Origin of the sequence: Pseudorhodobacter sp. MZDSW-24AT (genome assembly GCF_002794355.1) — a bacterium.
In the GTDB taxonomy this organism is placed as follows: domain Bacteria; phylum Pseudomonadota; class Alphaproteobacteria; order Rhodobacterales; family Rhodobacteraceae; genus Pseudotabrizicola.
Genome location: NZ_PGOI01000013.1, coordinates 87,773 through 111,725 on the forward strand (window position 1 = coordinate 87,773; position 23,953 = coordinate 111,725).

Sequence of the window (23,953 nt, forward strand, 5' to 3'; positions counted from 1 at the left end):
CCCCACCTTCGAAAAGGCTTCGGCCCGACAGGCATCCCCTTGCGGGGTCCACCAACACCAATGAAAAGCCCCGGAGGTTTCCCGCCGGGACGTGGCGCGCTTATACGCCCGCAAACCCCAGAGTCAACGCCCCCTCACCGACAATCTCCGCCACCGGCACATTTTCTGTCGACACCTCTCCTCGGGAAGGGTCGGGCAGCGACGGGGGGGACAGCCCTCCCCGGCCCTGCCCGCCTGGGGCGCAGCGCGCAGCACATCGGGCACAGGCACGGTCAGGCCGCCGCCGCATGCCGCAGGATGGCCACCTCGGAAGACGAAAGGTTGCGCCGCGCGTAATCGCCATAGCGCGCCGGGTTGACCGCGATGTCCGGCAGGATCGCCAGCAGGCGGTCCCGCTGCGACGCCTCGATCGTGTCAAGCGCGGTGTTCGCGGGGTGAAAGCTTTCGGTTTCCATTCCATTGGCCCAGACGATGTTGTGCCGGTCCAAAAGGATGTGGATATAGGTCACTTCGCGCAGCGCATGATCCACGCAGATGGTGCGGTCGTTCAGCAGATCCTCGGCCTTCACCAGCACCTCTTCCGTGTTGAACAAGGCGCGCGCAGCCGGCCCACTCAACACCATCCGGTGCTGCGGCGACACCACAAGATCGGCCTCTGGCCGGTCCAAACCCAGCGCACCCGCCTTGAAGCGCACAGGCCGCAGATGCGGCATCGCGTAAAGCCGCGCCCCGCTCATCCGGCGGCTGCCGGTCCAGCGAATGGCCTGCGCGCCATTGTCTTTGGTCAGGATGCGGTCGCCGGGCCGCAGATCCTGAATCAGCCGCGCGCCGCCGGGGGTGGCGATCCGGGTGTCGGGCGTAAAGCAGATCACCCCGCCCGCCCCCTTCGCTCCGGCGCCCGAAGGGGTGCAAGGCACCGCCATGCGGACCACCCACAGGTCCTGACCGGGCGGCGGCAGGTCGCCCACGAACATCAACAGATGCGCGCCCGTATCGGGCACAGGCAAAATCGTCACCGACCAGCTTTGATGCCCATCCGTCACGATGAAGCCCTGATCGGGGGTGTCGTCTTCCTCTTCCTGTGATGCCGCCTTGGGGTCTGGCGTCGCGCCCGCCACCGCCACACCAATCAGACGGCGCACCATCCGCGCCGCACGCCTGCGCATGTCCGCAACCCCGTCGGCCCCCTCCAGCAGAAGACACCCGCCCTGACCATCCACCTGCACGGGTCTGCCCGTCCAGCGCCACGAGGCGCCAACGGCCAGCACATCCAGCGGCGCGGCACTCAGGCCGTCAATTTCTGTCTGAGACCAGGAAATCACGAACGTGCCTTTCCGGCCCGTTCCCATGCCTGCCCCTGTGTTGGTCTGCTCATGTTTTTATGGCCATCAGCCTAGCAAGCGTGCCCGCCCTTGCCTATTGCAAAACCGCCACAAGCCTACGGAGATTTGCGCACCGCGGGCGACTGCACATCGCCCTTGCAACCGCTGGCAGAGACGCAGCCCCCACGGCGCCAAGCTGCGGCGCGCTACTTGCCAAAATGCGAGAATCGATAGGGAGAAACCCCGTATTTCACCCGGAAAGACTTGGAAAAATGCGAGCTGCTGGCATAGCCGCAGGCAATCGCCACTTCGGTCACACTCATGTCGGTTTCCGCCAATAGCGCACGCCCGTGTTGCAGGCGCAGATCATTCATATAGCGCACCGGGGTCACCCCCATGTAACGGCTGAACAACCGCTCGATCTGTCGGCGCGACAGGTGCAGTTGCGCGGCGCAGGCATCCAGATCAAAGGGCTCCTCGATCCGCGCCTCCAGAAAGGCCACGGCCTCGATCAGCTTCTCATGCCGGGTGCCCAGACGCGCGGCCAGCGAGGTCATCTGCTCATCCCCCTGCCGTCGGCGCTGGGTCAGAAGGCACATGTTCATCACCTCTTGGCTCAGCGCAATGCCAAACCGCTCGTGGATGATCTCCAGCATCAGATCCGCCGCCGCCACCCCACCCGCGCAGGTCACGATCCGCTCATCCACGCAAAACACCTGCCGCGCCGCGACAAGATCGGGGTAGGTCTCGCTGAACCCGGTCAGGTTCTCCCAATGCAGGGTGAACCGCCGCCCTTTCAGAATGCCGGCCCGCGCCAGCGCATAGGCCCCGGTGCACAGCCCTCCCACCACGCGCCCGCGTCGCCAAAGCCCGCGCAGCCAATCGGCCAGCGCCGCGCTCGCCTGCTGCTCGGGCTCCACCCCGGAACAGACCAGCACGATCCCTTCGGGCTGCGCTGCGCCAAAGGCGCCGTCCACCATCACCGGCACCCCGTTCGAGCAGGTGACCGGACGCCCATCCTCCGACAGCACATCCCAGCGAAACAGCGCCTGTCCGGTCAGCTGATTGGCAATGCGCAAAGGCTCGATGGCCGAGGCAAAGGCCAGCATGGTGAATTTCGGCAGCAAGACAAAGCTTACCGCCACCGGGCTGGCCACGGCGGGCAGTTCCACATGGGCCACACCCTTGGCGATGTATCGCGCCGCGTTCTCGCTCATTCACCAGCCCCCTCAGACTGCCGCCTTCTGCCACCAGTCCGCAGCATAAGCCATATCCCGAAAGGCGTGCGCAGGAAATCACCTGCCTCCGCCCGCCTTCCCCTCCGCCGTCCCCTGCGCCTTGCGCGCAAGGCAGTTGTGCCCCCCCTCCCCCTGTGGCACCACAGCGGGGCATGTGCCCTTCGCCCGCCCACGCCTTTCGCACGCTCTGGACCGACGGCAGCACCGCGCTCGTCGCCAATCTGCACGCGCGGCTTGACCGCACACAGACCATGGGCGCTGATCTGCCCGTCACCCTGTCGGATGCCGCGCAGCGACCCAATTGCTACCTGTGCCGTCCCTCCACCGCCTATATCGACTATGGCATCGAGGAAACGCGCCACTTCACCCGCATGCCGCTGCTGCGCGCCGCGCTGACGGGCCTGCTTGGCAGCGCCGCCCCGTTGTTGCGGGCCAGCGGTCTCGACCATCAGGCCCAGATCAACAACTGGCTTTTGGCCACCAACCCGCCACCACCGCCCGGCATCCGTGCTGCGATGCACGATCTGGCCCGGCGCCACCCCGACCGCGTTATTGTCCTGCGCTCGCTGAACGATGCCACCGATGCCCCGCTGCTGGCCGAGTTGCAGGCGGCCGGGTTCGCCCTCTTGCCCGCACGTCAGGTCTGGATCTGGCATCCCGGCCCCGGCCCCATCCCGCGCGACCGACGCCGCGACGCGGCGCTTTTGGCCGACGGCCGGTTCACCCTGTTGCCCGGCGCCGCCTTCACCCAAGCGCAGTTCGCCACCGCCGCCGCCCTTTATGCGCAGCTTTATCTGCAAAAATACACGCCCTTGAACCCGCACTACACCCCCGCCTTCCTGCGCGGGATGGCGCAGACAGGGCTGATGCGCCTCACGGGGCTGCGCGCAGGCGACCAGCTTCTGGGCGTCATCGGCACGGTCGCGCTGGGGGGCATGCTCACCGCCCCGGTCGTCGGCTACCGCACCGATCTGCCGCAATCCCTCGGCCTTTACCGCCGCCTCCTCGCCCTCGCCATGGCCGAGGCCGAAGCCGCCCGCATCCCGTTCCACATGTCGGCCGGGGCCGCCAGCTTCAAACGCAACCGCGGCGCAAGGCCCGCGATCGAATACACCGCCGCCCTCGTCTCGCATCTGCCGCGCCGCAACCGGATCGCCACCGCCGCGCTGGCCAGCCTGCTCACCCGCATCGGCGTGCCGGTGATGCGCCGATACGGGCTTTAGCCATTCCACTCGATATCCGCGGTCGAGGCCGCCTGCAGCCCTTGCCTTCGGCGCAGGGCAATCGCGCCGATCTCGGCCACCGCGCGCAGCTGCGCGGCCACGCCCACCCGCGCGCCGCCCCAGACCAGCGCCTCTTCGGCCCGCGCCAGATCGGCCCGGAAGGCGCCAAAGCGCCCGCGCGCGCCCCAAGCGCCATACAGCCACATCGCCAAGCGCACGCATTGCGGGCCTCGCGCATCGGGCAGCACCAGCGGCCCGCCGCCCTCAAGCGCTGCCACCAAAGCGCCCGGCGCGCGCAACAGATGCAGCCCGCTGGTCGCGCGCGGATTGCACTCGATCGGCGCCAGCCCCGCTTCCGTCTCGATCAGGTCGAAAGACAGCTGGCCGCTCCACCCCGTCGCTTGCGCAAAGGCGCGCACGAAACGCAGCGCCGGACCGGGATCGACCGGCTGAAAATAGATCCCCGCCCCCCGTCCCGCGCGATAAAGCGGGTGATACACCGCCAGCGCCGTGACCTCCCCCTCCACCGCAATCGCATAGGCACAGATCTCGCGCCCGGGCAGAAACGCCTGCGCCACCCAAGGCGCCTGCGCCGTTGGCCGCAGCCGCGCCACCTGCGCCGCACTGGGCCGCAGCAGCGTGCGGGTGGCAAAGCGCGAAAACACCGGCTTCAGCACCAGCCCTGCCGGATCGGGCAATCCTTCCAGATCCGCTTGCGTGCTCAGCCGCCACGTCTGCGGCACATGCGGCCAGAATCCGGCACAGAGCGCGATGAACGCCGCCTTGTCATGCGCCTGCGCCAGCACAGGAAAAGGCGGCGCCAGCACCCGCACCCCTGCCGCCGCCAGATCGGGGGCAATCTGCGCCAGCCAGAGCACCTCTTCGCAGGTTGGCACGATCTGCCCGATCCCGTGCTCCGCACACAGCCGCAGCAGATCGCGCCGAAACCCGTCCAGATCAAAGGCGGGCGGCGCATGGCGCAAATAACCCGCCGCGAAACCGCGCCCGATGGGCCAGCGCAAACTGTCGGCCAGATGCACAGGCCGCCCCGCCGCGCGCAGGGCCCAAGCCCAGTGCAGCGCCACCGGTGCCCGTGCGCCCGTCACCAGCACCGCCTCAGCCGCCATCCAGCGCCACCCGCACCCGGCGCAGCTTGCGCGCATCGCTCTGCAACGGGGCCATCTCCCCCACCACCGCCACCTCCAGGCCGCGCGCCGCAAACAGCGCCCGCAAGGCCGCCAGCGCCGCCGCCATCCCCGTCTCATCGGCCAGCGTCAGCACCACGATGCTCGCGCCCCTCTGCTCCAGCCGGAAATCGGTGATCCCCCGGTCCGCATCCAGCACCGCATTGCGCAGCACATCGGGTGTGATCCACACCGCACCAAAGCGGAACACGTCATCTGCCCGCCCCACCACTTCATCCACGGCCTGCAACGGGCTGCCACAGGCGCAAGGCCGCTCGGACAAGCGCAGCAAGTCATTCATGCGGTAGCGCGCCAAAATCTGCGTGCGCCGGGTAAAGCTGCTGACAATGGGCGAGACCAGATCCCCCACCGGCTCGAACTCGAAGCGGACCACATCCTCGGCCAGATGCAACACCCCCTGCGCGCAGCTCACCCCCAGCAGGCCTTCGGTCGCCATATAGATCTGCCCCAAAGGCACCCCGAACCCCGCCTCGATCGCCGCGCGGTCGGGCGGGTCCAGCGTCTCCGCAGCCGAAAACACCCGCTCTGGCCGCAGCCGCGCTTGCCCGGCCAGCCAGACCAGCACCTTGGGCGGTGCCACGATCACGGTCGGCTGCTCCAGCCGCAAATCCTCCAGCCAGCTGCTCCAGTCGCGGTTCAGGTCATAGAAGGAAAGCCGCAGCATGCGGCTTTGCCCCGCGCTGTCATACAGCGCGGTGTGCAGCGGCAGGATCACCGCCACCCGATGCCGCCGCCGCCACACATCCGGCAAGGCCTTGGCCAGCATCACCCCCAGCCATTGAAAGCGCTCGGCCTCGGAAATCACGAACAGGCCCCGGTTGCCACTGGTGCCAGTGCTGGCCCCCACCGTCAGCCCGTCGATCTGCCGCGATCCCGCAAAGGCCGCCCACCCCTGCTCTGCGGTAATCCCCGCCCGGTTGAAGGCGGCGAATGCCGCCATCAGCTCTGCCTTGCCCAAGACCGGCAGATCGGCCCGCCCGGCATAAAACGGCACCCCCGGCACGTCGCGCCGCAGCCAGCGGGCAAAGGCCCGCTCCTGCCAGCGCAGAAACGCCGCCCGCGACCGCCGCCGCGACACCCAGCGCGTGCGCACAAAGGCCATCAGCGCCCGCATCCGCCGCATCACAGCGCCTCGGTCTGGGGCAGATCCCACGCGCAGGGCTCCGGGTCATGGCACAGCACCACCTGCCCGCCCGCCGCCTGCCATGCTGCCACCCGCGCCGCACTGCGCGCCGCCGCCGCCCGGTCTTCCAGCACCAGCCGCAAGGGCAGGCCCGGCGCCGTCTCGGGCAACAGCCCCTCCCGCAGCCATGCCGCATCGCAGGCATAGAGCAGCCCCGCCCCCGGAAAGGCCAACCCAAAATGCCCTGCCGCATGGCCGGGCAGATCCACCGCCACACAAGATCCGTCGCCAAACAGATCGGCCCCTTTGCCCAACCCATGGGGCAGCGCCACGTGCGGCAGGCCCGTCACACAGGTCAGCCGCGCCTCCACCCCCTGCGGGATCAGCCCCGGGAAAACCCCGTGCCGCAGGTTCGCAAGCTTTCCTGCCGCCCGGATCTGTGTCAGCGCTGGCCCATGCGCCACGATCCGCGCCCTCGGAAACGCGTCCAGCCGCGCCACATGATCGGCGTGGAAATGCGTGACAATCACCCCAGCCACATCGCGTGGATGCAGTCCCCTCTGCGCCAGCACCGCCTCCGGCGCCCCTTCCGCGCTCAGCCGATACCGCAAGGCCCCCGCATAAGCCCGCAGCGCCAGCCCCCGACCCTGCGCGCTCACCGCCTGCGGCCCGATCCCGGTGTCCACCAGCCACAGCCCCTGCTCGGGATGGCGCAGCACGCCATAGCGCACCCGCAGATCGCGCCAGCGCCACGCGCCCCCCCGGCGCAGCACCGCTTCGGGCGCGGGCACAAAACCGCTGTTGGCAAAGGAAATCTCCATCACGCCTCCCCGACAAAGGTGCGGCGCAGGCCGTCTTCGAACCCCACCACGGGCCGCCAGCCCAAAACGCGCGCCGCGCGGCCAATGTCCAGCGTCTGCGTATAGGCAAACTGCCCCACGCCAAAGCGGGTCACGCGCGGCTCGCGGCCCGTCACCGCGCCTTGCCACTCCAGCGCCCGCGCTGCCGCCATCACCAGCGGCACCGGCAGCGCCCGCCAACGCGGCACCACCCCCACCTTGGCCGCCACCGCCGCCACCACGCTCTGGATCGGCAACGCCACCCCGCCCGAGATATGAAAGATCCCGCCCGCGTCACAGCCCAGCGCCGCGCGAATGGCCGCCACCACATCCGCCACATGCGTCAGATCGGTCGCCGCCTGCCCGCCGCGCATCAAGGGCAACGGCCCCGCCTGCATCGCCCGCACCAGACGCGGCAGCAGCGCCCGGTCGCCCGCGCCATAAATCCCGCGCGGCCGCAACACCACCGCCCCCGCCGCCAAGGCCAAGGCTTCAGCCTCCGCCTTGGTCGCCGCATAGGCGTTCACCGGTGGCGGCAATGCCGCCTCCTCGCGCAGACCTCTCTGATCGGCAAAGCGAAAACACACCGACGGGGTCGAGATATGCACCACCCGCACGCCCCCCAGCCGCCGCGCCACCTCTAGCACCGTCCGTGTGGCCTCGACATTGCAGCGCCGGAACGCCGCCATCCCGCCCCAAGGCGCCGACAGCGCCGCCGCATGCACGATCCCCGTCACCCCCTCCCGCGCCGCCGCCGCTGTCAGCTCCTCCACCGCCCCCGGCGCGCCCAGATCCAACGACAGCAAGCCCCGCGCCGCGCAGATCTGCGCATCCCGGCCCGTGGCCAGCACCGCCTGCCCTTCGGCCCGCAGCGCGCGCAACACAGCGCCCCCCAGAAAGCCCGAGGCCCCCGTGATCAGAACCGCCATCTAGACATCCATCACCACACCGCCAAACGACACCCCGGCCGAGGTGCCCAGCATCATCACCCGCGCCCCCGCAGGCAGCTGCCCCGCACGCCGCGCATGGTCCAGCGCGAAGGGAATCGAGGCCGCAATCTGATTGCCCACCTGCCCCGCAATATCCACCACCCGCGCGGCATCAAAGCCGCACAGCCGGATCATGTGCTGCAAGGCACCGGGGCTCGCCTGATGCGGCACCACCAGATCAATCTCCGCGCGGTCAACCCCCGCCTCGGCCAGCACCTCCTCGACAAAGCCACCAAAATGCTGCGCCGTCAGCCGAAACAACGCCCGCCCATCCATCGCAAACAGCGCATGCGCCTCAAAGGCCGCCCGCTCTTGCGCAAAATCAAACCGCGTGCCTCCGGCGCCAATCTCGCAGGCGCCATAGCCCGAGGGATAGCTGCGAAACCGCGCCGCCCGCAGCTTGCCGCCGCCCCGCCCCAGCACCGCCGCCGCCGCGCCATCGCCAAACAGCGCCGCCACCTCCGGCTGCGTCGCCCAAGGCAGCGCGCGCGAGGCCACTTCGGCCGAAACGATCAAGGCCCGCGCATAGCGCCCGCTGTGCAACAGCCCGTCCACCACCTCAAGCGCGCTCAGGAAAGACAGGCAAGTGCTGTTCAGGTCAAAGGTCGCCACCGCCCCATCCGCCAGCCCCAGCCCGCGCTGGATCAAGGGCGCGGTCGATGGCAGCGTCTGATAGCCGATCCCACAGGCCGAAACGACCAGATCCAGCGCCCCGGCGTCCAGCCCCGCATCCGCCAGCGCCGCGCGCGCCGCCTGCACCGCCAGATCCACCTGCGTGCCTCGCGTCATCACATGCCGACGGGCCACCCCGCTCGCCGCCAGCGTCCAGCCCGCCGCCCGGCCCAAGCGTGCGTCAATCTCCTCCGCCGTCAAAACGGTTTCCGGCAGCGCTGATCCCGTCCCGATGATCCGCATCCCGCCGCCTCCCCGCCGCCTGCCTGCCCCCCGTCATAGCCCCAACCCGCCCCAGCCTCAATCGCGGCCTCAATCGCCGCCGCAGTGCCACGCCCGGTTGCAGCCCCCCGGCCCCTCGGCTACGGTCGCGCCGACCCGAAAAACAGGAGCCGCACCCATGTCGAAATCCCTGCTCTGCCTTGGCGAATGCATGGTGGAACTGTCGCCCACCGCCACGGGCGATTATGCGCGGGGGTTTGCCGGCGACACTTTCAACACCGCGTGGTATGCGCGCCGCCTCCTGCCCGCCGACTGGTCGGTGGCCTATGGCTCCTGCATCGGCACCGATGCGATCTCAGAGGAAATGGCCGCCTTCATGGCGGGTGAAGGCATCGACACCACGCCCCTGCGCCGCCTGCCCGACCGCACCGTCGGCCTTTACATGATCAGCCTGCGCAAGGGCGAACGCAGCTTTTCCTACTGGCGCGGCCAATCCGCCGCCAAGGCGCTCGCCGATGATCCCGTCTGGCTCGCCAGCATCCTGCGCGGCCGCAGCGTGATCCATTTCTCCGCCATCACCCTCGCGATTCTCGGCCCCGACCAACGCCACGCCTTCTGCGCCGCTCTGGCGCAGGCCCGCGCCGAGGGCAGCCTGATTGCCTTCGACACCAACCTGCGCCCGCGCCTGTGGGAAGGGCCCGAGGCGATGCGCGCAGGCGTCCTCCTCGGCGCGTCGGTGGCCGATATTGTCCTGCCGTCCTTTGACGAAGAAACCGGCCTCTGGGGCGATCAAAGCCCCGCCGAGACCATCGCGCGCTACCAAAAGGCCGGGGCCGCCCGCGTGGTGGTCAAGGATGGCGGCGGCCCGGTCACCCTCTGGTCGGCGGCCCATGGCAGCCGCCAGCACGCCGCCACTCCGGTGGCCCAGATCGTCGACACCACCGCCGCAGGCGACAGCTTCGCCGGAACCTTCCTGGCCCATCTCGCCCAAGGCGCCACCGAGGATGAGGCCGCCCAAAAGGCGATGGCCTTGGCCGCCCGCGTCATCCAGTCGCGCGGCGCCCTCGTGCCCAGCCTCTTCGCCTGAACCAGAACCCGCCGCCGGGGCCGTCTTGCCCCCGGCGGCCTCCCCCCGCTTTGCTGCTTGCCAAATCCTGCCGTCCGAACCGTCGCCCCGGTTCCCCCCCCCGCCGGCCGCAGCCGCAAACGCCCCCCATTGCACCTTTCCCAAATACTCCCGCCGGAGGCGTCCGCCCGCGCCGCCCTCCTGCCGCATCCGGACAGGCGCCCATCAGCGCGACGCCTATCACAGCTGCGCCCAAAAATGTTGCAAACGCACCCCCACATGCCTAACATCCGGTCATTCAGCGCCCGTCAACGCCGTCGCCGCCGCGCGCCCCTGTGACTCGGCCCCACAGTCTTTACCGTCTGGAAAACCCTCAAACCGGAGTCCGTTCCATGATCCGCACCGCCCTGTCCGGCCTTGCCGCTGCCCTTCTTCTGGCCCCGGTGGCTCAGGCCGAAACCGCCATGCCCTTCGCGCTCGACTGGAAGTTCGAAGGCCCCGCCGCGCCCTATTTCGTGGCGCTGGACAAGGGCCACTTCGCCGCCGAAGGCCTTGCGGTCGAAATCACCGAAGGCGCGGGCTCGCTGGATGCGATTCCAAAAGTGGCGACCGGTGCGTTCCCTGTGGGTTTTGCCGATATCAACAGTCTGATGAAATTCCTCGATCAGAACCCCGGCGCGCCGGTGGTGGCTGCGATGATGATCTATGACAAACCGCCCTTCGCGATGGTGGGGCGCAAATCGCTGGGCGTCACGGCGCCGGGCGATATCGCGGGCAAGGTGCTGGGCGCACCGCCCCCGGATGGCGCTTGGGCGCAATTCCCGATCTTCGCCGCCGAAAATGGCATCGACATGGCCTCTGTCACGGTCGAACCCGTGGGCTTCCCCGTGCGTGAACCGATGCTCGCCGAAGGCAAGGTCGCGGCCGTGACCGGCTTCAGCTTCACCTCCAGCCTCAATGTCAAACGCCTCGGCGTGCCCGAAGACGATATCTCGGTCATCCTGATGGCCGATCACGGCGTGGCGCTTTATGGCAATGCCGTCATCGTCAACACCGACTTCGCCGCCGCCAACCCCGAGGCCGTCACCGGCTTCCTGCGCGCGGTGGCCAAGGGCTGGAAGGACACCGTGGCCGATCCGGATGCCGCCATCGCCAGCCTGATCAGCCGCAACCCTGCCGCAGATGCCGAACTCGAAACCGAACGTCTGGCGCTCTCGATCCGCGACAATGTGATGACCGATTGGGTCATGGCCAATGGCCTTGGCAACATCGACCCGGCCCGGATGGAAAAGGCGATCGAGCAGACCAAATCGGTCTACACCTTCACCAACGCGCCCGATGCCGCGCTCTATTTCAACCCCGCTTGGCTGCCCACCGACGGCAGCCTGTCGATGCAATAAGGTTTTGGCCGCCCGGCCCCGCCGGGCGGCACCCCTCATGACCCATCTCATCGACATCAAGGGCGTCACCCACGCCTACCGCACCAAATCGGGCCCGCTTCCGGTGCTCGACGGTCTCAACATCGCCGTGCCGCATGGCGAATTCGCCGCCGTCGTCGGCCCCTCGGGCTGCGGCAAATCCACCCTCACCCGGCTGGTGGCGGGCCTGATGAAGCCCGATCAGGGCGAGGTCTGGCTGCATGGCGAACGCGTCACCAGCCCGCGCAAGACCGTGGGCATGGCCTTTCAGAATCCGGTGCTGCTCGAATGGCGCAGCATCCTGCAAAACGTGATCCTGCCACTGGAAATCGTGGCCCCGCGCATGCCACAGGCCGAGCGCGAGGCGCGCGCGCGCCATCTGCTCGACATGGTGGGCCTCAAGGGGTTCGAGGGCAAGCGCCCCAGCGAACTCTCCGGCGGGATGCGCCAACGCGCCAGCCTGTGCCGCGCCATCGTCCACAAGCCCGATGTGCTCATCATGGACGAACCCTTCGGCGCGCTCGACAATTTCACGCGCGAAGATCTGTGGCAAACCATGCGCGACCTGCGCGCGGCGGAGCCGTTCACATGCGTGCTCATCACCCATGACCTGCGCGAGGCCGTGTTTCTTGGCGATCAGGTCTTTGTGCTATCAGGGCGGCCCGCGCGCACCCAGATGGTGCTCAAGGTGGATCTGCCCGCCGACCGCAAGCTCGACGTGCTCTACCAGCCCCGCGCGCAAGAGATGCTGCACACCTTGCGCGACCAGATCCGCATTGCCCAAGGCCGCGACGGCGAGGTGCATTGATGGAAACCGCGCAGAAAATCGCCGTGCCGCTGATCGCCGTGCTTTTGTTCCTCTTGGCATGGGAAGCCTTGGTCTGGGTCAACGACTGGCCCAATTACAAGATGGCCTCCCCTTCCGATCTGCCGCCCGCCTTCTGGAAATTCCGCTGGCTGTTTCTGGAAATGGGCTGGCAAACCCTGTGGCGCACCGTGCTGGGCCTTGGGTTGGCGGTGGTCTTTGGCACGCTGATCGGCATGCTGATGGGCTTCTCCCGGATCGCCCGCGACGGGCTTTACCCGCTTCTGGTGGGGTTTAACGCCATTCCAAAGGCCACGCTTGTCCCCGTGATCTCGCTCATCTTCATCGGCCAGCATGATTTCAACACCGTGCTGATGGCCTTCCTGATCAGCTTCTTTCCCATCGCGGTGTCGGTCGGCATCGGCCTGTCCACGCTGGAACCCGAATACCGTGATATCCTGCGCAGCCTTGGCGCCTCGCGGCTCACGATCTTTCGCAAGATCGCCTTGCCCAAGACCCTGCCCGAGTTCTTTGGCGCCCTGAAGGTGTCGGTCACGCTGGCCTTCATCGGCACCAATCTGGTGGAAATCGTGGCCCCCCACGGCCGCGGCCTTGGCGCGCTGTTCAAATCCGGCGAAACCAATGGCGATTACCCGCTGATGTTCGCGGTGCTGATCGCGCTCGCCGCACTTGGCATCCTGCTGTACTACGCGGTGCTGGTGCTTGAACGCATCTTCGCCGGCTGGGCCGAACGCCCGCAAAGCTGACGCAAAGCCCGCAGGGCCGCTGGTGACAGCGGTCATGCGGGAAGGGCGGCCCCGTCCGGCGCGAAAGGCGCGGCAAACGGGTCCACCGGATAACCCACCCCGGTCAGATACAGGCCCTGCGGCGGGCAGACGGGGCCACAGGCCGCGCGGTCGCGCGCCGCCAAGGCCCGGCCCACATCCTCGGGCGTCCAGCCGCCCGCCCCCACCCGCTCCAGCGTGCCAACGATCGAGCGCACCTGATTGTGCAGAAAGCTCCGCGCCCGCAGCGCAAAGCGATATTCCACCCCCCCGGCATAAGGATGCGCGCTGATGGTGATCTCATCCAGCGTCTTCACCGGCGACGCCGCCTGACACATGGTCGAGCGAAAGGTGGTGAAATCATGCAGCCCGATCAACTGCGCCGCCCCCGCCCGCATCGCCCTGAGGTCCAGCGGGTTCAGCACCTGCCACACCCGCCCCCGGTCATGCGTGACGGGCGCGCGCCGCGCCACCAGCCGGAACAGATAGCGCCGCTCGGTCGCGGAGAACCGCGCGTGAAAATCATCCGCCACCCGCGCCGCCGCAATCACCGCCACCGGCGCGGGCTTCATGTGCCAGTTCAACGCCTCGGACAGCCGGAAAGGCGACCAGTCGCGCGCCAGATCCACCGTCGCCACCTGCCCGGTGCCATGCACCCCGGCATCCGTCCGGCCCGCAGCGGCAATCGTATGCGGCCCCGGCTCCAGCCGCGCCAAGGCGGCCTCCACCGTGGCCTGCACCGAAGGCTGCCCGGCGGCCTGCCGTTGCCAGCCCTGAAACGGGCCGCCGTCATAATCGATTTTCAGCGCAAAGCGGGGCATGGCGCTGGTCTTAGCGGATTTGGCCTGCGCCGCAAGCCTGTCATGCATCTGAAGCCCCGCGCCCGGCGGCAAGGGCAGGAGCGCTCCGCGCGGGGAGTATTTCAGAAAGGTGCAAGCCCGAAGGGCATCGCCATTGCCCCCACCACTCCCCCCTACCCAGCGCCCGCCGCCATGCCTATGTTAAGGCCCAGCACAAGGAAACTCTGACGTGGTTCTCTCCTCTCTGACCGATGGCCTCTCGCGCAGGGTGGATGCGCTGACCGGATCGGTGACCGATCTGTTCGACCCCAGCCTGCGCTTGGGCGTCACCGGCCTGTCAGGCGCGGGCAAGACCGTGTTCATCACCGCGCTGGTGGCCAATCTGCTGGACCGGGGCCGGATGCCCCAGCTGACGGCGCAGGCGCAAGGCCGGATCGAAACCGTGCTCTTGCAGCCCCAACCCGACCTGACCTTGCCGCGCTTTGATTACGAAAGCCATCTCACCGCCCTGATGGGCGCCGATCCGCGCTGGCCGCAATCCACCCGTACGGTGTCGGAACTGCGCCTGTCTTTCCGGCTGCGCCCCTCGGGCTTTCTCGGGCTGACAGGACCCGGCCGCCTGCATCTCGATATCGTGGATTACCCCGGCGAATGGCTGCTTGACCTGTCGCTTCTGGACAAGGACTACACCCGCTGGGCCAGTGAAACGCTGGAGCGCATCGCCAAGCGCCCCGAAGCCGCCGCCTTTCTGGCCGAGGCCCGGGCCGAGGACGGGGCGCTCACGCTGGATGAGCTGCGGGCGCAATCGCTTGCTGCCGCCTTCACCGCCTATCTGAACGCCGCACGCGGCAAGGGCTGGTCGGATCTCACCCCCGGGCGCTTTCTCTTGCCGGGGGAGCTTGCGGGATCACCCGTGCTGACCTTCGCGCCGATCCCGCAACCCGCCAGCGCCCCGCGCGGCAGCCTCTGGCGCGAGATGGAGCGGCGGTTCGAGGCCTATAAGGCCAAGGTCGTCAAACCCTTTTTCCGTGAACATTTCTCGCGCATCGACCGGCAGGTGGTGCTGATGGATGTGCTGGGCGCCATCCACGCGGGCCCGCGCGCGGTGGAAGACCTGCGCCGCACCATGGCCGAGATCCTCTCGGCCTTCCGCCCGGGCGCGAATGGCTGGCTCAGCCGCATTCTGGGCGGCAAGCGGGTCGAGAAGATCCTCTTTGCCGCCACCAAGGCCGACCATTTACACCACCATCAGCACCCGGCGCTCACCGCGATCACCGAGGCACTGTTGTCCGATGCCCGCCGCCGCGCCGATTTTTCCGGCGCGCGCACGATGGCGCTGTCGCTGGCCAGCCTGCGTGCCACGGTCGAAGACTCGGTGCAACGCGACGGCGCTCCGCTCGATCTGGTGCGCGGGCGGCTGATCTCCACCGGCAAACAGGCCGCGATGTATGCGGGCGATCTGCCCGGCGATCCCGCCCGCATCCTTGCCCCCGCGCGCGAAGGGGCGGAACGCTGGCTGGATGCCGATTTCTCGCTGATGGGCTTTGCCCCCGCCCGCATGACCCTGCGGCCCGGCGAAGGGCCGCCCCATATCCGACTGGACCGCGCCGCCGAATTCCTGATCGGAGACCGGCTGTGACCGACCTGCCCCCGCCCGCCCGCAAGCCCTTGATCCTCGAGCTGGAGGAAGAGCTCGATCCCGCCGCCGCCGCCCCGGTGCCGGATGATCTGCCGCAAGGTCAGGCCATGCAGCTGGCCGCCCGCCTCCGCGCGCCGCGCTCGCCGCTGGCGCGCTTTGCGCTCTGGGCCTTTACCGCCTTCTTCACCTTCGCCCTCTCGGTCGCGGCCTATGATTTCGTGACCGGCCTCTTTGCCCGCAACCCGCTCTTGGGCTGGGTCGCGGGGGTGCTCTTGGCGCTGGCCTTGCTGGCCGCTGTCCTGCTGGCGGGGCGCGAATGGTCTGCCTATCTGCGCCTGCAACGGCTCGATCATCTGCGACAAGCGGCGCGCACCGCCCGCCAAAGCGCCGATCTGAAATCCGCGCGGCGCACGGTCGCGGCGCTCACCGGGCTTTATGCCGCGCGCGCCGACACCGCCTGGGGCCGCGCCCGCCTCGCCGAGCGTGAGGCCGAGGTGCTTGACGCCGATGCCCTCCTCTCCTTGGCCGAGGCAGAGCTTCTTCCCCCCCTCGACGCCCGCGCCCGGGCCGAGGTCGAGGCGGCGGCACGCCAAGTGGCGATGGTCACGGCGCTGGTGCCACTGGCGCTCGCGGATGTGGCGACGGCGCTGGTGGCCAATCTGCGCATGGTCCGCCGCATTGCCGAGATTTACGGCGGGCGCTCGGGCGCGCTGGGCTCATGGGGCCTGTTGCGCCGCGTCTTCGCCTCGCTGCTGGCCGCCGGCGCTTTGGCGCTCACGGACGATCTGATCGGCTCGGTCGCGGGCGGCGGCGTGCTTGCAAAACTCTCGCGCCGCTTTGGCGAAGGTGTGGTCAATGGCGCGCTCACCGCCCGCGTGGGCCTTGCCGCCATCGAGCTGTGCCGCCCGATGCCTTTTGTCGCGGTGGAACGCCCCTCCACCTCTGGCACCGTCAGCCGGGCGCTGGCAGGGCTCATCCCGCGCAAGTCCTGACCCCGCAGCACATCTCGCCATCGGTCGGATGCGCTCCGCGCGGGAGTATTTGGAAAAGGTGCAAATCAGGCGGGCGCTCTTGGATTTGCACCTTTCTCAAATACTCAAAATCCGACAGCGCCGCTCAGCGGTCAGCCTGCGCCCGCAACCGCGACTCGACCCGGCGCAGGATCAGGCTCAGCCCGATCGTCATCGTCAGATAGATCAGCGCGGCCACGTTATAGGTCTCGAAATAGCGGAAATTGGCCGCCGCCGTCACCTTGGCCAGCTGCGCCACATCCGTCACCCCCAGCACCGACACCAGCGAGCTGTCTTTCACCATCGCCACAAAGTCATTGCCCAAAGGCGGCAGGATCATGCGAAAAGCCTGTGGAAAGACGATGTGGCGAAAGCGCTGCCAGCCACTCAGGCCCAGCGCCTGCGCCGCTTCCACCTGCCCCGCAGGCACCGCCTGCAGCCCGGCACGGAAGATTTCGGCCAGAAAGGCGGAATAGGCCAGCATCAGCGCGATCACCGCCCGCGCGATCAACGGGAAATCCCGGGTGCGCCAAGGCTCCAGCCCCAAGGGTTCGATCACCGCATTGACTGCCGCCACCATGAGCGGCGCCAGCACAAAGGCCACGTAAAGCAGAAGCACCAGGATCGGCACGCCCCGCATGATCTCGATATAAAGCCGCGCCAGCTGCCGCAGCAGGACAAAGCGCGACAGCCCCATCACCGCAAGGCCAAGGCCGATCACACAGGCGCCCAGATAGGCGACCACCGCGACGATCACCGTCACGCCGATCCCCTTGGCCAGCGTGGAGAGCACCGCGCCATAGACCGGGTCCGACATCACCTGCCAGAACAGCGCAAGGCCGGTGATCACAAGGATCACCAGCCACCAGGGAAAATCCTTGTCAGGCGCGGTTTGCGGCGTCATGGCGCGCGTGCCCCGGCAGCGGCGCCGGGGCTTTTGGCCTTACTCGCCCATCTTATACTCAAGGAACCACTTGGTGTTCAGCGCCTCCAGCGTGCCATCCGCCTCCAGCGCCGCGATGCCGGCGTTGATCGGCGCCACCAGATCGGATCCCTTGGGGAAGATGAAGCCGAAATCCTCGGTCCCCAGCTTGTCGCCCACGATCTTCAGCCCGCCGTTGGACGCATCGACATAGCCCTGCCCCGCCGTGCCATCGGTCAGCACCAAGTCAACATCGCCCGCCCGCAGCGCCTCGACCGTGGCGCCAAAGGTCTCGAACAGCTTCACGCGCGGATTGGCCTCGTTGCCATCCAGCACCTCATAAACCCCGACATAGAACGGCGTCGTCCCCGGCTGCGCCGCCATCAGCAGATCCGCATCCGCCGCAAAGCCCGCCGCATCGCTGAACCGTGTCTCGTCGCCGCGCACCAGCATCACCATCTCGCTGGTCATGTAGCGATCCGAGAAATCCACCATCGCCTTGCGGTCCTCGCGGATGGTGATCCCGGTCATGCCAAGGTCGAACTGCCCCTCCGACACCGCCGGGATCATCGCATCCCAGGAGATCGTCTGATAGCGGGGGGTAAAGTTCAGCCGCTCGGCCAGCGCCGCCATCGCGTCATATTCCCAGCCCACCGCCGCGCCCGATGCGTCCAGAAACTGCAAGGGCGGATAGGCGTTCTCTGTCACCACCACCACCTCGCGCCCCCCCAGATCCGGCAGATCCTGCGCCTGCGCGAAAGGGGCGGTCAGGGCAAGAGCAGCAAGGGCAAAGGCAGCACAGGCAAGGGTCGGCGTCATGGGTCAGGCTCCCGAAGTGATGATGACAAGACTATGACGCGGCCTCCCCCCCTCGGCAAGAGCGCCCCCGCCCGCCCGCTTCGCAAAACGTCGCAGCCCTCCGTGGCAACGCCGCTGCGGGGGGCTCGATGCCCCCTGCGGCGGCGGCCCCGCGTCAGGCACCGCCCCCGCATGCCGCACAGCCCGGGCGCCGCTTCACGCCAATCACCCGCGTCTGGGCATAAAGCGCGTCGTGAATCAGCAAGCGTCCGGTCAGGCCTTCGCCCGCCCCGGTCAGATGCTTCACCGCCTCCATCGCCATCATCGCCCCGATCACCCCCGGCAAGGGCGCCGCCACCCCGGCCTCGGCACAGCTGGGCACCATCCCAGGTGCGGGGCGCTCGGGGAAGACGCATTCGAAACACGGCCCCCCCGCCGCCGGATCATAAACCCCGATCTGGCCTTCCCATTGCGTGATCGCCGCTGCAATCAACGGCTTGCCCGCCGCCGCGCAGACCCGGTTCACCAGATAGCGGGTGTCAAAATTATCCGTGCCGTCCAGCACCAGATCATATTCGGCCACCAGCTCCGCCGCGAAGGCGGCCTCGAACCGCCGATGATAGGGGCGCACCTCGATGAACGGGTTCAAGGCCTTCATCGCGATCTCGGCGGAAAACACCTTCGGCATCCCGATTCGCGCATCGGCATGGATGATCTGACGTTGCAGGTTCGACCCTTCGACCACATCGCCATCGATCACCCCGATCACCCCCACCCCGCTGGCCGCCAGATACATCAGCGCCGGGCTTCCCAGCCCGCCCGCGCCCACCACCAGCACCCGCGCGGCCTTCAGGCTCTTCTGCCCCGGTCCGCCAATCTCGCGCAGCATGATGTGGCGCGCATAGCGGTCCAGCTCCACCGGTGAAAACGCCCCTCGCGGCGCCTCGGCCACCGGGGCCACCACCCGTCCGCGCAAGCGCACCAGCCCCGCGCGGTAAATCCGCACCACCGCCGCCAAGACCCCCAGCAGGAACCAGCCGCGCAGATCGCCGCCGACGAAATCCCCCAGTTGCGCAGGCATCGCCGGGGAATGCGCCAGAAGCAACACCACCAGCCAGCCCCAGGCCGCCAGCCAGACCCAACGCCCGGGCCAGCCCAGCACGCGCCCCGCGCCAAACACCACCGCAAAGCCCAAAAGCCCGATCACGCCGCGCCCCCGCTCACGCGCGCCCGGTGGAGCCAAAGCCCCCTGACCCGCGCGCCGTATCGTCCAGCGCCTCCACCACGGCAAAGCGCGCCTGCACCACCGGGGCCACAATCATCTGCGCCACCCGGTCGCCATGCTGCACCGTATAGGGCTGATCGCTCAGGTTCACCAAAGCCACCCCCAAAGGCCCGCGATAATCGCTGTCAATCGTGCCCGGCGTATTGGGCAGGGTGATCCCCGATTTGGTGGCCAGCCCCGAACGGGGGCGGATCTGCATCTCGAACCCCACCGGAATCTCCACCCGGATGCCCGTCGGGCAAATCGCCCGCTGCATCGGGGCCAGCGTAAAGCCGGTGCCACGCATCTCGGGCGGCAGATTGGCGCGGATATCCGCCCCCGCCGCCCCCGGCGTCTCATAGCGCGGCAAGGGCAAATCACGGTCCGCCCAGTCTTCAAACACGATTTTCACCACCGGGCTCATGGCACCAATGCTCCTATCTCTGTCGCAATCTTTTCGGCCAGCCGCCGCGCCACCGCCTCCTTGGCCATGCGCGGCCAGACCTCGGCCCCGGCCTCGGAAATCACCGTCACCGCGTTTTCCGCGCCGCCCATGATCCCGGTCGCGGGCGACACATCATTCGCCACGATCCAGTCACAGCCCTTGCGCAGCCGCTTGGCAGTCGCATGCTCTTCCACCCGCTCTGTCTCGGCGGCAAAGCCCACCACCAAGGCCGGACGCGGCACCCCGCGCGACACGCTGGCCAGAATGTCGGGGTTTTCCGCGAATTCAAGCTGCGGGGCACGGCCCGCGCTGTCCTTCTTCATCTTTTGCGCGCCCGCATTGGCCACCCGCCAATCGGCCACCGCCGCCGCCATCACCGCCACATCGGCAGGCAAGGCCGCCTGCACAGCCCGGAGCATCTCGGCCGCCGTCTCCACCCGCACCACGCGCACCCCCATGGGTGGCGGCACCGCCGCAGGCCCGGTGACAAAGGTCACTTTGGCCCCCAGATCGCGCAAGGCCGCCGCAATCGCCGTGCCTTGCGCGCCGGAACTGCGGTTGGCGATATAGCGCACCGGGTCAATCGGCTCATGCGTCGGCCCCGAGGTCACAATCACATGCCGCCCGGCCAGCGGCCCCTCCCCCAGCGCCGCCTCCACCGCCGCGACAATCTCGGCCGGTTCCGCCATCCGCCCCGGCCCGAACTCGCCGCAGGCCATCTCGCCCGCATTGGGGCCCACCACCTGCACGCCATCGCCTTGCACCAGCGCCAGATTGCGCTGCGTCGCCGGATGCTGCCACATGCGCACATTCATCGCAGGCGCGATCAGCACCCGCTTGTCCGTCGCAAGGAGCAGGGTCGAGGCCAGATCATCCGCCCGCCCCGCCGCCATCTTCGCCATCAGATCCGCCGTCGCCGGAGCCACCACCAGCAGATCCGCCGCGCGGCTCAACTGGATATGGCCCATCTCGGCCTCATCGGTCAGATCGAACAAATCCTGATACACCTTGTGCCCGGCCAGCGCCGATACGCTCAGCGGCGTCACGAACTCCGCCCCCGCCCGCGTCAGGACCGGCACCACACTTGCCCCCGCCTTTTGCAAAATCCGGATCAATTCCAGAGACTTATAGGCCGCGATGCCGCCGCCGATGATCAAAAGCACCCGTTTTCCGGCCAGCATCCCGCGCCCCCTGTTTGCCCCCGGACGTTAGGGCGCAATGTGCGCCAAAGGCAACACCCCCTCAGCGGAACGCGTCGCAAGGGTCTTCGCGCAAAATCGGCTCGGTGACCAGCCAAAGATCATAGGGCGCCTCCGTCGGAGCGGTGCCCTCCATCTGCCCGACCGAAATCACCGACACCCCCGGCGCCGCCTCGGCCAGCACCGCAGGCACCCCCCAATCGCGCCGCGCATGGCCCGATCCGGTGATCACCGCCACCGGCGGCCCCACCTCTTCCAGCGCGCGCAAGACCGCCCGCGCAAGGTAGGCGTCACGCAGCCGCTGCGCCTGCACCATCCCGGGCAAGATCTCGGGCGGCATCGCGTTGCAATGCGCCGCCAACTGCTCGGCCTCGCGCGCGGCCTGCTCCGCCTCGGGCAGCACGCGCGCAAGTCCCGGCCCCCCCGGCATCACCGCCAGCGCGCCTTCGGTTACCGACCGCCGGGCAAGCGCACGCGGCACTTCTGCCCCGTAATGCCGTGCGTCGCGGGCGGCCACGAAAATCGGGTAATACATCTGGAAATCCGGCCAGCCACTCTCGGCCCAGCCCAGCGCCCGCGCCACGGCCTCTGCATCGCCCAGATCCTCCGGCACCCGCTCCGCCGCATCCGCGCTCAACTGCTCCCACACCACCGCGCGCGGGGCCAGCGAAAACACCGCCCGCGCCTGATTCATATGGTGGTCCGGGTTGTCATGCACCTCGCCCAGCACCACCACATCGGCGCGCGGCATCGCATCCAGCACATCAGGCGTGATCTGCTCGGCCCGGGCCACAGCGCCCCAGCCCAGCAGGGCGATGGCCAGAATCCCACCTTTCATAGCAGGAAGTGATGCACTTCCCGCGTCTGCGTTTCCAGATTCCGCCGCATCTTGGTGAATGCCGCCGCCTCCAGCTGCCGCACCCGCTCCTTGCTCAGCCCCAGCTCTTCGCCAAGGCTTTCCAGCGTGCGCGGCTCCTCACGCAGCTTGCGCTCGGCCACGATGAACCGCTCGCGCGGGTTCAGCGCCTGCATTGCGGTGATCAGCCAGCCGCGCAGCCGTTCGGCATCATGCGACAGCTCCACCTGCTCGGCCGCGCCCGCCGCATCATCCTCCAGCGCGTCAATCCACTCGCGCCCGTCCTCATCGCTCGACTGCGTGGCGTTGAGCGAGAAGTCGGACCCCGACAGCCGCCCCTCCATCATCTCGACATCGGCCAGCGGCACGCCCACCTCGGTGGCCACCATCTGCCGCAGCTGGAACTGGTCCAACACCTCACCGCGCTGTGCCGCCTCGCGCTCCAGCTTGGCCTGCACCCGGCGCAGGTTGAAGAACAAGGCCTTCTGGCTGCTGGTCGAACCGGTCCGCACCATCGACCAGTTGCGCATCACGTAATCCTGAATGCTCGCCTTGATCCACCACACCGCATAGGTGGAAAACCGCACGCCACGGTCCGGATCAAACTTGTCCGCCGCCTTCATCAGGCCCAAGGACGCCTCTTGAATCAGATCCGGCATCGGCGCGCCATAGCGGCGGAACTTGGCTGCCATGCTGATCGCCAAGCGCATATAGGCCGTGATCAACCGATGCAGCGCCCGCTCGTCGCGCTGGTCGCGCCACGCATAGGCCAGCTTCAACTCCGTCTCGGCATCCAGCAATTCAGCCCGCATCGCTTGGCGGGACATGGTTTGGTCGCTATATCCGTCCAGTGCCATTTCGCTTCCCCCAGTGTTCGCTTGCCGCAAGAATACTGCGGCTCAGATCCCGCTTTTGAAAGGTTATACGCCGCGTGCCGCCAACCGGATCACTTCTTGCATCGACTTTTTCTCTCCCCGCGCTAACGCTGGTCGTGGGGGGCGCCCGTTCGGGCAAATCGCGGCTCGCGGAACGCCTCGTCACCGCCAGCCGCCGCCCCCGCAGCTACATCGCCACCGCCCAAGCCTTCGACGATGAAATGCGCGCCCGCATCGCGCAGCACCGCGCCGACCGTGGCCCCGACTGGCACACGCGCGAGGCGCCGACCGACCTTGCCGCCGCCCTCGCCGCCTGCCCGCCCGGCAGCGCCATCCTGATCGATTGCGCCACGCTCTGGCTGACAAACCACCTGCTCGCGGGCGATGACCTCGCCCTGGCCAGCGACGCGCTGATCCACAGCCTCACCACCCACCCCGACCCCATCGTCATCGTCTCGAACGAGGTGGGCTGGGGCATCGTCCCCGAAAACGCCCTTGCCCGGCAGTTCCGTGATGCCCAAGGCCGCTTGAACCAGCAGATCGCCGCCCGCGCGGACAGCGTGCTCGGCGTGATGGCGGGCCTGCCCTTCGCGCTCAAGGGGCCCTTGCCCGAGGGGGCGCTCTAGATGCGCCTGCATCTCGTTCGCCATGGTCCCACCCATGCCAAAACCATGATCGGCTGGACCGACCTGCCCGCCGATCTGTCCGACACCGCCGCCCTCGCCCGGCTGTCGGCCCACCTTCCTGCCGATGCCGCCCTGATCTCCTCCGATCTCTCCCGTGCCGTCACCACCGCCGACGCGCTCGCCCGCCCCGGCCGCCACCGCCTGCCGCATGATCCGTCATGGCGCGAACTCCACTTCGGCGCGTGGGAGCAACAAACCTTTGCGCAGGCCGAGGCCGGCGATCCCGCCCATATCCGCGCCTTCTGGGAAACCCCCGGCCCCATCCGCGCGCCGGGCGGCGAAAGCTGGGATGACATCACCGCCCGCATCGGCGCGGCCCTTGCCCGCCTGCCCGACACCACCATCGTCGTCTGCCATTTCGGCGCCATCCTTGCCGCATTGCAATGCTGCCTTGGCCTCTCCGCCACCGATGTCTTTGCCCATAAGATCGACAATCTTTCGGTGACCGAATTGCACAAAACCGCAGCAGGCTGGCAGGCCGCGCGCATCAATCACATTCCGTGATGGACCTGCGCAAGATTCATCACTTGCCTTTGCGCCGCCTCTGACGCT

Annotated in this window: 24 protein-coding genes; 9 read left to right on the plus strand and 15 right to left on the minus strand. The window is 68.3% G+C overall.

Annotated features, from left to right (window positions below):
- Positions 1-272 precede the first annotated feature (272 nt).
- Positions 273-1,349: a Hint domain-containing protein gene (locus CUR21_RS17130; RefSeq protein WP_100198291.1), complete on the minus strand. Its 1,077-nt coding sequence runs from the start codon at positions 1,347-1,349 to the stop codon at positions 273-275.
- Positions 1,350-1,528: 179 nt separating this feature from the next.
- On the minus strand, positions 1,529-2,539 hold the full coding sequence (locus CUR21_RS17135) for a GlxA family transcriptional regulator (protein ID WP_100198292.1): 1,011 nt from the start codon (positions 2,537-2,539) through the stop codon (positions 1,529-1,531).
- Positions 2,540-2,712: 173 nt separating this feature from the next.
- Between CUR21_RS17135 and CUR21_RS17140 the strand changes: the two genes are divergently transcribed.
- Positions 2,713-3,783: a GNAT family N-acetyltransferase gene (locus tag CUR21_RS17140; RefSeq protein ID WP_100198293.1), complete on the plus strand. Its 1,071-nt coding sequence runs from the start codon at positions 2,713-2,715 to the stop codon at positions 3,781-3,783.
- Here CUR21_RS17140 and CUR21_RS17145 read toward each other — a convergent pair.
- The 5 genes from CUR21_RS17145 to CUR21_RS17165 are packed head-to-tail and all read right to left on the minus strand — an operon-like array spanning position 3,780 to position 8,854.
- Positions 3,780-4,910, minus strand: a complete 1,131-nt coding sequence (locus CUR21_RS17145) for a hypothetical protein (RefSeq protein ID WP_100198294.1) — start codon at positions 4,908-4,910, stop codon at positions 3,780-3,782. The genes CUR21_RS17140 and CUR21_RS17145 overlap by 4 nt on opposite strands.
- Positions 4,900-6,111 (minus strand): CoF synthetase, encoded by a 1,212-nt coding sequence (locus CUR21_RS17150; protein WP_232622844.1) that lies wholly within the window; start codon positions 6,109-6,111, stop codon positions 4,900-4,902. The genes CUR21_RS17145 and CUR21_RS17150 overlap by 11 nt, the downstream gene beginning before the upstream one ends.
- On the minus strand, positions 6,111-6,932 hold the full coding sequence (locus tag CUR21_RS17155; protein ID WP_100198296.1) for an MBL fold metallo-hydrolase: 822 nt from the start codon (positions 6,930-6,932) through the stop codon (positions 6,111-6,113). Before CUR21_RS17155 ends, CUR21_RS17150 begins: the two co-directional genes overlap by 1 nt.
- Positions 6,932-7,879 carry an NAD(P)-dependent oxidoreductase gene (locus tag CUR21_RS17160; protein WP_100198297.1) on the minus strand — a complete coding sequence of 316 codons (948 nt, stop codon included), beginning with the start codon at positions 7,877-7,879 and terminating at the stop codon, positions 6,932-6,934. Before CUR21_RS17160 ends, CUR21_RS17155 begins: the two co-directional genes overlap by 1 nt.
- Positions 7,880-8,854, minus strand: a complete 975-nt coding sequence (locus tag CUR21_RS17165) for a 3-oxoacyl-[acyl-carrier-protein] synthase III C-terminal domain-containing protein (RefSeq protein ID WP_100198298.1) — start codon at positions 8,852-8,854, stop codon at positions 7,880-7,882.
- A 157-nt stretch (positions 8,855-9,011) separates the two neighbouring features.
- On the opposite strand from CUR21_RS17165, the gene CUR21_RS17170 reads away from it, so the two are divergent.
- The 4 genes from CUR21_RS17170 to CUR21_RS17185 all read left to right on the plus strand — a co-directional run bounded on the left by CUR21_RS17170 (position 9,012) and on the right by CUR21_RS17185 (position 12,889).
- Positions 9,012-9,920 carry a sugar kinase gene (locus tag CUR21_RS17170; RefSeq protein ID WP_100198299.1) on the plus strand — a complete coding sequence of 303 codons (909 nt, stop codon included), beginning with the start codon at positions 9,012-9,014 and terminating at the stop codon, positions 9,918-9,920.
- Between the two features lie 371 nt (positions 9,921-10,291).
- The gene (locus tag CUR21_RS17175; RefSeq protein WP_100198300.1) at positions 10,292-11,299 is read left to right on the plus strand and encodes an ABC transporter substrate-binding protein; all 1,008 of its coding nucleotides are present in this window, start codon (positions 10,292-10,294) and stop codon (positions 11,297-11,299) included.
- Positions 11,300-11,336: 37 nt separating this feature from the next.
- The gene (locus CUR21_RS17180) at positions 11,337-12,125 is read left to right on the plus strand and encodes an ABC transporter ATP-binding protein (RefSeq protein ID WP_100198301.1); all 789 of its coding nucleotides are present in this window, start codon (positions 11,337-11,339) and stop codon (positions 12,123-12,125) included.
- A complete protein-coding gene (locus tag CUR21_RS17185) occupies positions 12,125-12,889 on the plus strand; it encodes an ABC transporter permease (protein ID WP_100198302.1) in 765 nt (254 codons plus the stop codon). The genes CUR21_RS17180 and CUR21_RS17185 overlap by 1 nt, the downstream gene beginning before the upstream one ends.
- A gap of 32 nt (positions 12,890-12,921) precedes the next feature.
- Here CUR21_RS17185 and truA read toward each other — a convergent pair whose 3' ends face one another.
- Positions 12,922-13,728 (minus strand): tRNA pseudouridine(38-40) synthase TruA, encoded by an 807-nt coding sequence (gene truA, locus CUR21_RS17190; RefSeq protein WP_100198433.1) that lies wholly within the window; start codon positions 13,726-13,728, stop codon positions 12,922-12,924.
- 208 nt (positions 13,729-13,936) lie between these two features.
- Between truA and CUR21_RS17195 the strand changes: the two genes are divergently transcribed.
- Both CUR21_RS17195 and CUR21_RS17200 read left to right on the plus strand, forming a co-directional pair.
- Positions 13,937-15,346: a YcjX family protein gene (locus CUR21_RS17195; protein ID WP_100198303.1), complete on the plus strand. Its 1,410-nt coding sequence runs from the start codon at positions 13,937-13,939 to the stop codon at positions 15,344-15,346.
- Positions 15,343-16,338: a YcjF family protein gene (locus CUR21_RS17200; protein ID WP_100198304.1), complete on the plus strand. Its 996-nt coding sequence runs from the start codon at positions 15,343-15,345 to the stop codon at positions 16,336-16,338. The genes CUR21_RS17195 and CUR21_RS17200 overlap by 4 nt, the downstream gene beginning before the upstream one ends.
- A 124-nt stretch (positions 16,339-16,462) precedes the next feature.
- Here CUR21_RS17200 and CUR21_RS17205 read toward each other — a convergent pair whose 3' ends face one another.
- The 7 genes from CUR21_RS17205 to CUR21_RS17235 form a co-directional block, all read right to left on the minus strand.
- Positions 16,463-17,260: an amino acid ABC transporter permease gene (locus CUR21_RS17205; RefSeq protein ID WP_100198305.1), complete on the minus strand. Its 798-nt coding sequence runs from the start codon at positions 17,258-17,260 to the stop codon at positions 16,463-16,465.
- Between the two features lie 39 nt (positions 17,261-17,299).
- Complete coding sequence (locus CUR21_RS17210; protein WP_100198306.1) at positions 17,300-18,097, minus strand: transporter substrate-binding domain-containing protein; 798 nt, start codon at positions 18,095-18,097, stop codon at positions 17,300-17,302.
- 154 nt (positions 18,098-18,251) lie between these two features.
- Positions 18,252-19,283: a molybdopterin-synthase adenylyltransferase MoeB gene (locus CUR21_RS17215; RefSeq protein WP_198431748.1), complete on the minus strand. Its 1,032-nt coding sequence runs from the start codon at positions 19,281-19,283 to the stop codon at positions 18,252-18,254.
- A 13-nt stretch (positions 19,284-19,296) separates the two neighbouring features.
- Entirely contained in the window at positions 19,297-19,764 is a 468-nt protein-coding gene (gene dut, locus CUR21_RS17220; RefSeq protein WP_100198307.1) for a dUTP diphosphatase, read from the minus strand.
- Complete coding sequence (gene coaBC, locus CUR21_RS17225; RefSeq protein ID WP_100198308.1) at positions 19,761-20,966, minus strand: bifunctional phosphopantothenoylcysteine decarboxylase/phosphopantothenate--cysteine ligase CoaBC; 1,206 nt, start codon at positions 20,964-20,966, stop codon at positions 19,761-19,763. The genes dut and coaBC overlap by 4 nt, the downstream gene beginning before the upstream one ends.
- A gap of 61 nt (positions 20,967-21,027) precedes the next feature.
- Positions 21,028-21,822 carry a ChaN family lipoprotein gene (locus CUR21_RS17230; RefSeq protein WP_100198309.1) on the minus strand — a complete coding sequence of 265 codons (795 nt, stop codon included), beginning with the start codon at positions 21,820-21,822 and terminating at the stop codon, positions 21,028-21,030.
- Positions 21,819-22,697, minus strand: coding sequence for an RNA polymerase factor sigma-32 (locus CUR21_RS17235; RefSeq protein WP_100198310.1), 879 nt, complete (start codon positions 22,695-22,697; stop codon positions 21,819-21,821). The genes CUR21_RS17230 and CUR21_RS17235 overlap by 4 nt, the downstream gene beginning before the upstream one ends.
- A 134-nt stretch (positions 22,698-22,831) precedes the next feature.
- On the opposite strand from CUR21_RS17235, the gene cobU reads away from it, so the two are divergent.
- The gene (gene cobU / locus CUR21_RS17240) at positions 22,832-23,341 is read left to right on the plus strand and encodes a bifunctional adenosylcobinamide kinase/adenosylcobinamide-phosphate guanylyltransferase (RefSeq protein WP_232622845.1); all 510 of its coding nucleotides are present in this window, start codon (positions 22,832-22,834) and stop codon (positions 23,339-23,341) included.
- Positions 23,342-23,905 (plus strand): histidine phosphatase family protein, encoded by a 564-nt coding sequence (locus CUR21_RS17245; RefSeq protein ID WP_100198312.1) that lies wholly within the window; start codon positions 23,342-23,344, stop codon positions 23,903-23,905.
- The last annotated feature ends 48 nt before the right edge of the window (positions 23,906-23,953 follow it).